This window comes from Chakrabartyella piscis, from assembly GCA_030067835.1.
Lineage (GTDB): Bacteria > Bacillota > Clostridia > Lachnospirales > Anaerotignaceae > Chakrabartyella > Chakrabartyella piscis.
Window position 1 is genome coordinate 1,871,943 of record CP092441.1, and the last position, 12,277, is coordinate 1,884,219.

The window sequence follows — 12,277 nt, forward strand, 5'->3', positions numbered from 1 at the left end:
TGACGTTTGTTTTTTCGATTATGATTTCAAATATCTTTTTACATTTGCGACCTTTGCAACGCACAAATACACCTTTGCAGTTTGCATCCTTTTCATATGTCAAAGGCATTTCGTAGCCACAATAAGGGCACTTGACTTTATTGTCCCAGTCGTTTGAGTGCATCTGCCACACTTCCTTTCCCCATAAGGGCTTGTTCCAATTCAGACAACCCAACTTCAAGATGTTTTGGTAATGGCAAAGCATAAATCTTCTTCATTTTTTGATAGTACTCCCGTTTTTCTTTTGACATATCCTTGGTAATATCCATCGTTCTGCAATGGATCACTTCCCAAATGAGGTGTTCCTTGGATAATCCATGAAAAAGGGCTTGAAAATTCCACCAATGCAAATAAGGAATCTCCAATAAATTGATGTGGTACTGTGCCAAAAACGCTGCATAAATCATTTCTCCATCGTGCAACAAAGAAAAGGCTCCACTGCGATACACACCCTTTTCTTGTGGTACTGCATCCGTCTGTTTCATTTCTTCCCCACAACGATAAAACCAACACATCAAATCCACTGCTTCCTCATCATTCTTGGGAATTTCACCATAGAAAAAGGTCAACGCTTCCATAGCTTTTGTGGCTTCATCTTTTTCAGACGCAAGAATACCCTCCATCTCCATCATTTGGCGGAAATCAGAGGGTATCTCATATGTTTTGTTGTCTATGCTTATGTTTTTTGGCAAAGTTTCTAGGAGAAATCCTTTCATTTCTTATATTTGTTGCGTGCAGAACCCACAACTTCCAAAGGTGCTTCACCCTTCATTGCCATTGCCATTTGTGGTTTTTGTGCTGTGTTTGGCTTTGTTGTATCTGCCAATTTCTTCATGTTTTTTAATCGATACGCATTCAATTCACTGGAAATGAAGGACACCAATTCAGTTTGATCATAGAGATCAAGCTCCCTACCTGAGAAAATTGCCATCATGTTTTCTTCTCCTAGAGCTTCTGTCAATTTTGAATCCATCAAGTCTATCAATTCATCTTCAGTAAGACCTTCTTTGTCCTTAATGGCATTTACTTGCACAATTATATCTTGCCCTAAATCATGCCATTTTTTTGCAAAGGCACTATCAGCTGGAATTTGGATTTCTCTATCTTCAATTTGTAGTCGTAATACCTTTTCCTTGAAACGGAATTGTCCCATATTGTTTTCCTCCTGTTTATTATATTGGTTTCATCGCATCAAAAAAGCACCTCAAATGAATGAGATGCTTTCCTGGCACATTGACAAATAGCATAATTTATGTTATTGTTTTTTCATAAAGAGGAGACCACCAAGTGGTCTGTCTCGCTTTTGTTCTAGGCTACCCTAAAAACCGGCGAAGTTGATGAGGGTAGCTTTTTTATTTCTCTTATTTTCTATGTATATAAGAGATTAAGGCAACGATAAATAATCCAAATGTCAACATTAGCATCAACGATTCAAATACTGTCATAGCCTCACCTCCCTCCGAAAAAAGAGAGACAAACCACCCATCATGGTCTCCAGATATATATCATATCACATCTTGTCAAATCTTACAACATCATCACTCATCGCTATCTGTGTCACCTGTTGCAGTGAATGTATTGGTTGTGGTGTTGAATGTACCATCCACAAAATCGCCAACGCCATTCAAGTTCCCAGCAACTTTCACTTTTGCACCACCCTCACCAGAAATGGAAGTCACTTCTACAGCAACCTTGAATTTTCTGGCTTTAAAGGTGCCTGTTGTGGTGCCAGCTTCAAACAATTCCACACGCACATAATCCACTTCTGCATCTGCACCTGTCAACTGATTTCTACCAATGTCATATAGCTTTTTCACTGCCACTTCATCAGAAATCAAATCCGAATCAAAAGCAAAGCTGGTTTGATAGCTCAAAATGCTTGTGGTTTGGGATTTTTCACTGACGTATGTAGTGCTGTCCTTTTGTGGTGCTGGATTTTCGTCAATGGTATTGAACCCAACCCCCATCAAAGAATATGCAGGTGTTGTATCTGTCCCTGTGTTCAAATAATCCGCAATGTTATATCGCATAACTGTACTCATATTGTTTCCTCCTTGTTTTGTTTATGTTCGTTTCTGGATAAATTCCATCTTCAATTGTATCTGGTATCTTGCCTTGGTTTCGCTGGTTGCCATTGCATATCCTGTGGTGCTTGCCACAAAACTGACTACACTTCTGCCCTCTCCCAAATCAGGAAAATTCCCAATCAGGCTTTGTTCTCGTAACCATTCTGAAAAATCTTCAAAGAAAGCAAGGTTTTCCAACTGTTGCAAAATTTCACTGCCATAGGCTTCCCTGCTACAAAGAACACACAGAAACTGTCGGTATGTAGAGCCATCTGTATAGGTTCGCACCACTTCATTTGTGGGAATGGCTTCCACAGAATAGCTGCTTTCTTCTGCTGGCAAAAAATCCACATTCAGCTTATTATTCGCCAAAGGTTCGTATGTACGCAAAAACTTACGCACACTCTCCATCGTATTCATCACAATCTTCCTTTCATGTAGTTCTCAAGGTCTTTTTCCACCTCGTCACTTCTATCTGCCATCATTCTTTTGTCCCATTCCTTGCCACGCATAGGGGAATCGTTGTAGGTAAGTTCTTCTCCTGTTGGTTGTTTTGGTGCACGTCCAGCCCTCACTATGCCTACATACTGATAATGTGCATAAGGTCCCTCATAAATTATAGAATCCTTAGTCACCCTTGTCTTCCCAACCATGTGTGCGCCAGAACCTTCAGACATGGGAACATAAAGTCGTGACAATCGTTCTACCGTATCTGCTAAATGCTTCTGTGCCTCCGTGCTTTCTCCAAGTCCCATCTTTTTCAGGATGGCTTTGTAATCTACATCTACGATAATATCGCTCATACATCAACCTCCTTTGATGGCAATGTGTGGCAACTTCCCTCGTCTATTATCTCCAACGGATAACACAGTGAAGTATTCCATACCTGCTAGATCTGCTTGTTTTGTGATGGCAGAAACCACTCCATGCACCACCAAATCACCTATTTTTATATCACAAGGCAATTCCACAGATTCTGGAATCCTGACAACGAAGGTGTTGCCACTGGTCAATCCTTTGTCCTGTACTGCTGCAATCATTTTGGAAAACCAGCTGACACCTTCTATGGAATATGCTTCATATACATCCAAATCTTCTTCCAGATCATATGATTTTTGGATGATGGTAATGGTTTGGTCTGCTCCTAACATCTTCCCACCCCCCGATACAACAATCCAGTGTTTCCCAGATACAATTCCACCACTTCATTCAGTTGCTGCACCTCTGTTTTCACAATGCTGGTACCAATGGTATAGCTGACAGAAATACCGTCATTGGTTTCCGATGCAACATCTCCACCATTCTCAAATTTATCGTAAATATCCACCAAACCACAGCAGGTCTCTTTGATTTCGTCCAGTTCTGCATCTTCTTCTGTGATGTTGCCACCTGTCACAAGGTTTATGTATGCAGTGGCTTTTCTGGCAAGGCGAAGGAAGGTGTCCTCCGCCAAAGTACCAAGATATTCTTCTGTGTAGTAGGTATAATCTGCATATGCCATAGCCTACCTCCTGTTATTCCGCCTCTTTTTCAGCTTCTTTTTCAGCTTCTTTTTCAGCAGCCTTTGCAGCTTCTTTTTCAGCAGCCTTTGCAGCTTTTTTCAAGGCTGTGTTTTCCTTTTGCAAGGCTCTGTTTTTCTTCTCCAAATCCGCAACCATTTTCGTTTTTGCTTCCAACTCCAAGGTATCAGATTTTGGTTTATCTACACCCATTCCGACTTTTTTAGACATAGTTTTCATCCTCCTTCTTATTCATCATCATCAGCTTCTTCCACAACCGCTGCTTTGTGGCTGAGGTAGATACCAGCAACTTTGTTCTTATACACATCCACGATTCCGTATTTTCTGTATTTGGAAATATATCCGTCTGCATTTGGATTGCTGTCTGGTGCAATGACTGCACTTGCTGTATGCTTGTCAAACTTGATGATTGCTGGTTTATGAATGATCATAAAGTTGATGTCCAAACCATCTTCTGCCTTTTTGTAGTGACCAGCTTCTTCGCCAGTGGATTTTCCATCCAACAAATCAATTGCTGTGTAGAATCTGGATTGTGGCACTTTCTTTGTTGTGGTGAATTTCGCCAAAACCTCTCTGGATTCTGTGGTTTCCAAAGCCATAACACTGTTGACAAGGGTTGGTGTAGCGTACAAAAGTCTATTTTCTTCTGGCACCTCATCTTCATCCATTTGGCTGGTTGCAACAAGCAAAGCGGATAAGAATGCAGCACCGCCTTCATATGTTGCTGGTTCTGCAACGGAAATGCCCTCTGTACCAGCAATTGTTGCAAATACAAAAGCATCTGCTTCTGGTGCAACCTTGGTGCGTTGTAATTCGCCACCAGCCATACCAAAGGCAATGTCAAATGTTTCTTGGTTGTCCATTGCATCCACAGAGATTTTTGCACCCCTGTCATAGTTGAATTCTGCTGTTTTCCAAACCACACTAACAGAACTGTCGGTATAACCGCTGCTTCTGTCATAGTCTCCCAAACCATCTACATCTACTTGTGGGTACAAAATTTCCTTTGCGTTTGCACCAGCTTTCATAAGAGATGCATCGCTGGTCAAATCCGCTGTCACCGAAGCATTTTGGTATACTTCGTCCAAAAGGTCGGTGTAATTCTTTGCAAGTGTAATGTTATTTGCCATGTTGTTTCCTCCTTGTTTTTGTTATTGTTTTGTTGTGACATACGGCGGCAGCAAGCCACCGCCCTACAGTCATATTTTAGGTTTTGTAGGGGATAGCTTCGCTGTCCCGTTGGTTCTAGTCCTTCACCATTCACCATTAGTCCTTAGTCTCTTTCAGTCCCATTGCAGCACGCAAGGTATTGGATGCCGATGGCACACCGCCACCTGATGCTCCGCCCACAAACACAGGACTTTTTCCACCTTCATCTAAGAAAGCGGTTGGATCTGCTTCTTTGTAGCTTTTCACAAAGTCATCGAAGCCCAAAAACTTCCCATCCTCTGATTTTTGCAATTTCTTTTCTGTCAAATCAGCTGTAAAAGCTTTTTTTGCTGACGTACTGGAAAACTGCATGCCAGAAACCGCTTCTTTCACAGAAAACTCATATGCTTGCTGTGACAACTTCCCTTGCAAGTCTTTGGTGTCTGTTTCATACTTGGTTTTCCATTCTTCAGCAGATTGTTTGATGCCATCAATGTCCATGCTGGTAAATTCGCCAATCTTTTTGTTGGCTTCTTCCAGCTGTGTTTTCAGGCCATCACGTTCTGTTTCCATCTGCTCAAATCCTGTCTTTGCTTTGCCAATGTCCCCCGTGTTCAGATCCAAAATTGCTTTCATTTGTTCCTCTGTCACTTCTGGAAAGATTGCTTTTACTTCTTCACGTTTCATATGTTTTCTCCTCTCAACTTTCAGTTTGTCATCACAGTTCTTTCTGCTCGTCTTGATAGTTTCTCGAGATTCCGCTCATAAAAATAAGACCTTTTTACGTCTTGTCTAGGACGAGATGAAGGTCACCCTCTTTCTGGTTGCAATAAAAAACCACCCAACGAATTGTTAAGTGGTCATTACTCTGATACTGTTTCAAATAGCTCTTTTTCATACAGATAGCCTTGTATCTGTTCATCTTCATCATAGCCTTCTTCGTCAATGATTCTGAATAAACCATCTTCCTCCCCAAGGCACTCATAGACTGTATTCTCAATCAAGCAACAAGGATCTGATGTACCTATATATTTAACTTTCATTTGCAAACACCCTCTTTACTTTCATTTTAATTCTACCAGTGTCTTTACTTTCAAACCAGTGCAACTCTACGTGTTTAATCGTACCATCTGGATATTCCACATATCCATCGCCTCTTACTTTTTTCCATTCAGTTTCAATTACACCAAACTGATCTTCCAAATGTTTTGCAACTTTTATTTGTTTATTTGTTCCTTTGCCTGCAAATGTTACAACCTTTGTAATTTCAGTACCTTCTACTATTTTCCCTGTCACTTTTTTCCCTAAATCAGGTATCAAAACAGTATCTCTAAAAGCAGCGGCACTTAATGTTCTCGGTATTACTATGTTTTCTTCTATTATACCACTTTTTTCACCATTCGCAACCCTTTTCGCTGCATTTGTCGCCTTGGTCGCCTGACTCTTTCCATATCCACCCACACTGGTTCTATCACTTGCCCGTTTGAGACCTGTCTGCTTCAAAAAGTCATCTTCCCGTGCTTGCCAAGCCTTCAGCTTCACCGCTGTATCATCAATGGACTGACCTGCAACTTCCATTGCCACTTGTTCTCTTTTCCATTTTCTAATATTCCGCTCAATGTTTCTTTGTTCTTGCAAAGCTTCGTATTCCGTCATAGCTTTGCCATTGTAGGTGTAGTTTTTGGCTTTGTAATCTTCCAACTGCTCTTTGCTGTATGTCCTTGGACTACCTTCAAAATACGGTGAAAATCCATGTGAGCAATTCCAGCCACCAAGTCCAGCACCAGTTCCATATCCAGTGGCTTCCACAAGTCCTTTGTATTCCTTGGATGTTCCAGACCTGCTGTACACTTCACCTTGCCACATGGCGTGTTCCAATCTTGCTCCAGCATGGGCGGAAACTTCCACCAAATCACAACCCATTTCTTCTGCCCTGGCTTCTTGTAGTTGTAGGGCTGTCTGGTTCACTCCTGTGATGGTTGCTCTACGCACTGCCACTTCCAGACTATCCACTTTGCCACTGGCATATGTAACAGCACCCAATCCGTCTTTGCTCAATTCCTTGATGGCATTTCTAATAGCGGTATTGTAATCCATACCACCCATTGTGATCTGCATATATGCCTTATCCAAAGCGTTGCGAAATTGATTGCTTCCTGTCACAGCAGTGGTACGAACCAAATTAGAAAATGTAGCATTTGTTTTACTATATCCAGCACTGAGAATGCTTTGCAACTCCTTGGATGCAGATATGGGTGATGGCGTAAGTCCTGCTCTTGCATACACCGAATCATCAGACTCCAAAGCATACCAAGCAGATTCTTTCATCAAGTTCTTTAGTTCTGTTTGGGATAAGGTGGTTTTGGCTGCCAATTTTTCAATGATTTCTTCTCGTACAATGCCCATTTCTTCCAGCACCGTAGCTTGATGTTCTGCTGCTGGGATCCAGTAGTCATATTCATTGATTCTTCTTGCCATATCTGATAAAATATCCTGCTCCACTTGTTCATAAAGAGTGACCATGGAAGTTGGTACATCAGATAGATATTCTGGTGATAGCATTCATACCACCGCCTTTCTTGCAATAAAAAAACAACCAATAGAGGTTGTTCTGTGTGACAAAATCTGATATAATTCTTGCAAGCGTAGTGCATAAGGGCGGTTGGCTCATCCCCGAAAGGTGGTGAAGCCTATGACAACATATGAATCCATATCATTGATGATAGCGTTTTCTATACTTGTTGTACATATTCTTTCTTTTAAGAATAAAAAATAGACCGCTCCAACGCAAAAGGTTCAGGTCTATTTTTAGATGATACTATGAGCCTTACCGCCTTTGAAGCGGCTATGCTAGAGGGGTGTTACCAGCACCTCTCTTTTTTTTTCATTATATGCAAATTTTGCTGTCTTGTCAATCATTTCAACTGTTTTTCCTCAAAACATCACATCCCCATCATCTGGCAAATATTCCTTTGCTTCTTCTTCTGAAATCCCAAAATACCAAGCCAAAAACTTTTCTTTCTTCAAATACCCACTGTCCACCATAGCTTTTCTTTGGGCATATTCCACCGTGGTATCTGTCAAAATCCCATCGCCCCAAGCAAAGGAAACTTCATAGTCTCCAGAAGGTGCAAGCTTATACAAGCTGGTGTAGAAATCCATTGCCCAAATGAGCTGTTCCAATGCAAACTGCAAGTTCTTTTGCATTTCGCATACAGAAGAATAGCTTCTTTGTTTGCTCATTCGCACTTCTTCTGCTGTTTTCTCTTGGTTCTGTGGATCAGATAGTGTCCCATAGGATAAGCAGCAAGCAAATTCAATGTGTCTTAGAAGTTGATTCAACCCATTGAACAAAGAGGTATCTCTAATTTCTGGACTAAACACCTCATACAAATCCTTACCACTGCCTGCATCCAGTGCAAGCTGGCGGAATAGCCTATCATTTCCAACTGGTAACATGGAATGGCTATACTTAACTAGACAGAAAAGATAAGGTCATGTAAAATAAAACTAATATAAAATAAGGAGATGATTACATGACTAAAAAACGACAACGAAGAGAATTTACAGAAGAATTTAAACAGCAGATGGTTCAATTATATAACAACGGAAAATCGAAAGCAGATATCAATCGTGAATACGATTTAACACCATCGGCACTGAATCGCTGGATACAGCGTTACAATGCTACTGGTTCTACAAAAGAAGCTGATAATCGCACACCAGAAGAAGCTGAACTCATCAAACTTCGTAAAGAGCTACAACAGCTACGAATGGAAAATGACATACTAAAGCAAGCGGCGCTGATATTCGGACGAAAGTAATTGTAATTCGAGCAAATCGACACAAATACTCTATATCAGCCATGTGTAAATGCCTTGAAATCAGCAGGAGTACCTACTATTACGAGGCTTCGTCCAAGAAAGATGATACGGAATTAGAACAAGAAATTGAACGGATTTTTTATGAAAATAAAGAAGTCTACGGAAGTCGTAAAATGAAAAAAGAGCTGAAGAAGTTGGGCAAACAGGTTTCTAGACGCAGAATTTGCCGCATTATGAAACGTTTAGGGCTAATTTCGGTCTATACCGTTGCCAAGTTCAAACCACAAAAGCAACAATGCAATGAGTCGCCAGTAAAAAACGAACTAGCTCGTCAATTTGATAACCAGCCTCCCAATGCAGTAATTGTTGGGGATTTGACGTATGTTCGAGTGAACTATAAATGGAACTATGTTTGTATCTTAATTGATTTATTCAACCGAGAAATCGTTGGATTTAGTGCAGGACTTCACAAAAATGCTCAGTTGGTATATGATGCTTTTGCAACAATCAAAGGGAATTTATCTGAAATCGAGTTGTTCCATACGGATCGAGGCAGCGAGTTTAAAAACTATCTCATTGATGAAATGTTAGATGTGTTTCAGATCAAACGATCCCTCAGCATGAAGGGCTGCCCCTATGATAATGCAGTTGCAGAAGCCAATTTCAAGGTATTCAAAACAGAATTTGTTCGAGGACGAAATTTCGTCAGTTTGGAGCAATTGAAGTTAGAACTTGCAGACTATGTGCATTGGTTCAATAACATACGTTTGCATGGCTCTTTGGATTATAGAACACCAGCCGAATATCGGGTACTGACCTTATAAAAATTGTCCAAAAAAGTGTTGACATTCCAATTTTCAGCTAACGTCAAATTATTGAGTTGGCTAATATTTGCTGAATCCCTTGCAGATATGCCTACCATCTTATTTGCCAACTTTGAATACGTCATGTATAGCTTATCTGCATTTTTACTTCCCTGACCTTTGGCATACTCCACCAACTCTTTGATGATGTCTGTTTCTGACTTCCTTGTAATCTTCCCTTGCTTTCTGGTCAACTGCCATTCAGTAGTTTGTCTTTCCATGAGAATTTTTTCCATTTCATTGAAAGCCTTGATATATAACAATTTCCACTCAAGTGCTTTTTTTCCTGTAAAGCCCATGACCAACAAAGAGAATCCATCTCTGTTCATGAAATACATTTTGTACTCTTGCCCATTTTTCGAGAGATATTTTGACTGGTGAAACATGCTTTTCATTACGCAATTTTGCGTAATGAGATTCTCTATGGCTCTCACTGTGTCGTTATGCCTTTTCTCAAAATACTCTGCGACTTGCACACTGCTACATACCGCTTCTTTATTTTTCAAAACTACCAATTCATTCATACTTATGGAATCACTTCCCTTCCACGGCTACAACTCTATTGCCTTCCAAAAATCTGTTTATATCTTGCTCGCTTACCCTTACGGTTTTCGTGCCACCTAATCTAGTAGCTCCAAGCTTCCCCTTTCTTATCCACTCTCTAATTGTACCTTCAGATACCTTTAATATATCCGCCACCTCGAAAGTCGTATAAAATTTCATCTTTTCACCTCTTTTCTATTGCTTTTCGTCGGTTTTCGTGCTAAAATCAATTTACCAGATTAAATTTAACAAAAAACTATACACCGAAATACTTTTCACACGATTTTCGTGCTTATAAGGTTATTTTACACTCTGTTTTCGTGTAAGTCAATAGCTTTTGCACGGTTTTCGTATTATTTTGGTGTAATTGTGGAGGTGTGCCAATGGATACGATGGATAGAATAGAAGAACTTGTGAAAGATAACCAAATGAACCAAGCTGATTTAGCTAGAGCGACCGGAGCTAGAAGCAGTTCTGTCAGTGATTGGTTTAAACGTAAAAGTACGTCTTATAATAAATATTTAAGTGAGATAGCTGACTGTTTCGGTGTAACCACCGATTATCTTCTTGGTAACGTGTCTGAACCTTTTTTCAGGCTAGATAACGAAGCCATATTGGCTGATATAAACAGCTATGAAGATGTGCCTGTCAAAAAAAGTACACGCATCCCTGTCCTTGGGCGTGTTGCTGCTGGTATTCCGCTAGAAGCTATAGAAGAAATAGTGGACTGGGAAGAGATTCCAGAAGAAATGAGCCGTGGCGGTGAATATTTTGGCTTGGTAATTGCTGGCGATAGCATGGAACCACGCATCTGCAAAGGAGATGTGGTAATTGTTCGTAAACAATCAGACGTGGAAAGCGGTGAAATTGCAATTGTCATCGTCAATGGCAATGAAGGTACTTGTAAAAAAGTAATTAAACATGATGACGGAATCAGTCTAGTATCATTGAATCCAACTTATGACCCCAAATTTTACACATGGAAAGAAATAGAAAGCACCCCTATCTCTATCAACGGGAAAGTTGTAGAGCTAAGAGGGAAATTTTAACCAATAAAAAAAGCCCCTGCACGCCAATGCAAGGACTTTTCATATAAAGGCGGCTACTAGGTAACCACTCTACGACAAGAGGATTATACCACGAAACCGCCTTATTTACCATACATTTTTACAAATAAGGAGGTTATTTTTATGGCAAAAGCTACAAAATTGGCATCTGGACAATGGCGTGCCCAGGCATACAGCCACACGGAGATTGTTGATGGCAAGCAAAAGAAGATTCGTGAAAGCTTCACGGCGCCAACAAAGAAGGAAGCAGAGTACCTTGCTGCAAAATTCAAAATGCAAAACAAAAGGACCGAGATTGTGAACATCTCACTTGGTGATGCAATGGAAGGCTATATCGACAGCAAAGATGGTATTCTATCCCCATCAACTGTCAGACAGTACCGCCAAATCAAGCGTACATACCTTTTGGACTTGCAAAGTGTTCCACTAAAGGCGATTACGAACCTCAAAATTCAAATTGCTTTGAACCAGGATTACAAAGAAAAAGAACTGTCACCAAAGACAATGCGTAACATATCTTCCTTGTTGTCATCATCTATTCAGCTGTACAATGATGATTTTCGGTACCGTGTTACACTTCCAGAAAAGGAGCGTTATCAATACCATCTTCCCACGCAATCAGAGTTATCTTCTTTGTTGCGTAGCACAGAAGGCACAAAGCTACGAACTGCTATTCTATTGGCTATCTGTCTAGGACTTCGTAGAGGTGAAATCTGCGCTTTACAATGGAGTGATTTTGATTACGAACAAAAACTTGTCCAGATCAACAAAGCTATGGTCTTGGATGAAAAAGGAAGATGGCAAATCAAAAAGCCAAAATCCTACGCTGGAATACGTACTCTATCCGTGTCTGATGGTCTTATTGCAGAACTCAAAAAGATAGATGCTGCATCACCAATGGATGGATTGTCACCCACTCGTGTTTCTCAACAATTTGCAAGAGCTCTCAAAAAAGAAGGATTAAAAAAATTCAGATTCCATGATTTAAGACACTTCAACGCATCGACCATGATGGCAGAAGGAATCCCTGATAAATATGCTATTGAACGTATGGGGCACTCTACCACCGCTATTTTGAAAAGTGTGTATCAACATACAGAAGATGCAAAAAGAGCAGAAACCGATAAGGTTATCAACCACTGTATTGATACGTTTTTGGAAAATAGTTCACACGAAAGTTCACACAAAATAAAAAACCCTTGAATA

Annotated in this window: 20 protein-coding genes; 4 read left to right on the top strand and 16 right to left on the bottom strand. The window is 40.4% G+C overall.

Annotation, left to right across the window (positions count from 1 at the left end):
• Positions 1-137: 137 nt before the first annotated feature.
• From MJY40_RS08360 to MJY40_RS08420, 13 genes are all read right to left on the bottom strand, one after another.
• The gene (locus MJY40_RS08360) at positions 138-731 is read right to left on the bottom strand and encodes a bacteriophage Gp15 family protein (RefSeq protein WP_317853792.1); all 594 of its coding nucleotides are present in this window, start codon (positions 729-731) and stop codon (positions 138-140) included.
• 20 nt (positions 732-751) lie between these two features.
• A complete protein-coding gene (locus MJY40_RS08365) occupies positions 752-1,192 on the bottom strand; it encodes a hypothetical protein (protein WP_317853793.1) in 441 nt (146 codons plus the stop codon).
• A 208-nt stretch (positions 1,193-1,400) separates the two neighbouring features.
• A complete protein-coding gene (locus MJY40_RS15570; protein ID WP_317856436.1) occupies positions 1,401-1,484 on the bottom strand; it encodes a putative holin-like toxin in 84 nt (27 codons plus the stop codon).
• 93 nt (positions 1,485-1,577) lie between these two features.
• A complete protein-coding gene (locus tag MJY40_RS08375; protein WP_317853794.1) occupies positions 1,578-2,081 on the bottom strand; it encodes a hypothetical protein in 504 nt (167 codons plus the stop codon).
• A gap of 21 nt (positions 2,082-2,102) precedes the next feature.
• Positions 2,103-2,525, bottom strand: a complete 423-nt coding sequence (locus MJY40_RS08380) for a chloramphenicol resistance protein (RefSeq protein ID WP_317853795.1) — start codon at positions 2,523-2,525, stop codon at positions 2,103-2,105.
• Positions 2,525-2,908 (bottom strand): minor capsid protein, encoded by a 384-nt coding sequence (locus MJY40_RS08385; RefSeq protein WP_317853796.1) that lies wholly within the window; start codon positions 2,906-2,908, stop codon positions 2,525-2,527. Before MJY40_RS08385 ends, MJY40_RS08380 begins: the two co-directional genes overlap by 1 nt.
• A 3-nt stretch (positions 2,909-2,911) precedes the next feature.
• Entirely contained in the window at positions 2,912-3,256 is a 345-nt protein-coding gene (locus tag MJY40_RS08390) for a DUF6751 family protein (protein ID WP_317853797.1), read from the bottom strand.
• Positions 3,250-3,606 carry a head-tail connector protein gene (locus MJY40_RS08395; RefSeq protein WP_317853798.1) on the bottom strand — a complete coding sequence of 119 codons (357 nt, stop codon included), beginning with the start codon at positions 3,604-3,606 and terminating at the stop codon, positions 3,250-3,252. Before MJY40_RS08395 ends, MJY40_RS08390 begins: the two co-directional genes overlap by 7 nt.
• A 13-nt stretch (positions 3,607-3,619) precedes the next feature.
• Positions 3,620-3,835, bottom strand: a complete 216-nt coding sequence (locus MJY40_RS08400; protein ID WP_317853799.1) for a hypothetical protein — start codon at positions 3,833-3,835, stop codon at positions 3,620-3,622.
• A 17-nt stretch (positions 3,836-3,852) separates the two neighbouring features.
• Positions 3,853-4,755: a hypothetical protein gene (locus tag MJY40_RS08405; protein WP_317853800.1), complete on the bottom strand. Its 903-nt coding sequence runs from the start codon at positions 4,753-4,755 to the stop codon at positions 3,853-3,855.
• Between the two features lie 136 nt (positions 4,756-4,891).
• On the bottom strand, positions 4,892-5,461 hold the full coding sequence (locus MJY40_RS08410) for a phage scaffolding protein (RefSeq protein WP_317853801.1): 570 nt from the start codon (positions 5,459-5,461) through the stop codon (positions 4,892-4,894).
• Between the two features lie 176 nt (positions 5,462-5,637).
• Positions 5,638-5,817, bottom strand: coding sequence for a hypothetical protein (locus MJY40_RS08415; protein ID WP_317853802.1), 180 nt, complete (start codon positions 5,815-5,817; stop codon positions 5,638-5,640).
• Complete coding sequence (locus MJY40_RS08420; RefSeq protein WP_317853803.1) at positions 5,807-7,336, bottom strand: phage minor capsid protein; 1,530 nt, start codon at positions 7,334-7,336, stop codon at positions 5,807-5,809. Before MJY40_RS08420 ends, MJY40_RS08415 begins: the two co-directional genes overlap by 11 nt.
• Before the next feature lie 157 nt (positions 7,337-7,493).
• Between MJY40_RS08420 and MJY40_RS15575 the strand changes: the two genes are divergently transcribed.
• A complete protein-coding gene (locus tag MJY40_RS15575) occupies positions 7,494-7,550 on the top strand; it encodes a hypothetical protein (RefSeq protein ID WP_317856437.1) in 57 nt (18 codons plus the stop codon).
• A gap of 158 nt (positions 7,551-7,708) precedes the next feature.
• On the opposite strand, the gene MJY40_RS08430 is transcribed toward MJY40_RS15575, so the two are convergent.
• Complete coding sequence (locus tag MJY40_RS08430) at positions 7,709-8,233, bottom strand: hypothetical protein (RefSeq protein ID WP_317853804.1); 525 nt, start codon at positions 8,231-8,233, stop codon at positions 7,709-7,711.
• A gap of 77 nt (positions 8,234-8,310) precedes the next feature.
• Between MJY40_RS08430 and MJY40_RS08435 the strand changes: the two genes are divergently transcribed.
• A protein-coding gene (locus MJY40_RS08435; RefSeq protein ID WP_317853734.1) for an IS3 family transposase occupies positions 8,311-9,422 on the top strand; the annotation gives its coding sequence in 2 pieces (ribosomal slippage) (positions 8,311-8,563 and positions 8,563-9,422; 1,113 coding nt in all).
• On the opposite strand, the gene MJY40_RS08440 is transcribed toward MJY40_RS08435, so the two are convergent.
• Positions 9,383-9,985 (bottom strand): Rha family transcriptional regulator, encoded by a 603-nt coding sequence (locus MJY40_RS08440; protein ID WP_317853805.1) that lies wholly within the window; start codon positions 9,983-9,985, stop codon positions 9,383-9,385. The genes MJY40_RS08435 and MJY40_RS08440 overlap by 40 nt on opposite strands.
• Positions 9,986-9,995: 10 nt before the next feature.
• Positions 9,996-10,184 carry a helix-turn-helix domain-containing protein gene (locus tag MJY40_RS08445; RefSeq protein WP_317853806.1) on the bottom strand — a complete coding sequence of 63 codons (189 nt, stop codon included), beginning with the start codon at positions 10,182-10,184 and terminating at the stop codon, positions 9,996-9,998.
• A 203-nt stretch (positions 10,185-10,387) separates the two neighbouring features.
• Between MJY40_RS08445 and MJY40_RS08450 the strand changes: the two genes are divergently transcribed.
• Together MJY40_RS08450 and MJY40_RS08455 are read left to right on the top strand one after the other, a co-directional pair.
• Complete coding sequence (locus tag MJY40_RS08450) at positions 10,388-11,053, top strand: LexA family protein (protein WP_317853807.1); 666 nt, start codon at positions 10,388-10,390, stop codon at positions 11,051-11,053.
• Between the two features lie 141 nt (positions 11,054-11,194).
• Positions 11,195-12,274, top strand: a complete 1,080-nt coding sequence (locus MJY40_RS08455; protein WP_317853808.1) for a site-specific integrase — start codon at positions 11,195-11,197, stop codon at positions 12,272-12,274.
• Positions 12,275-12,277: the final 3 nt, after the last annotated feature.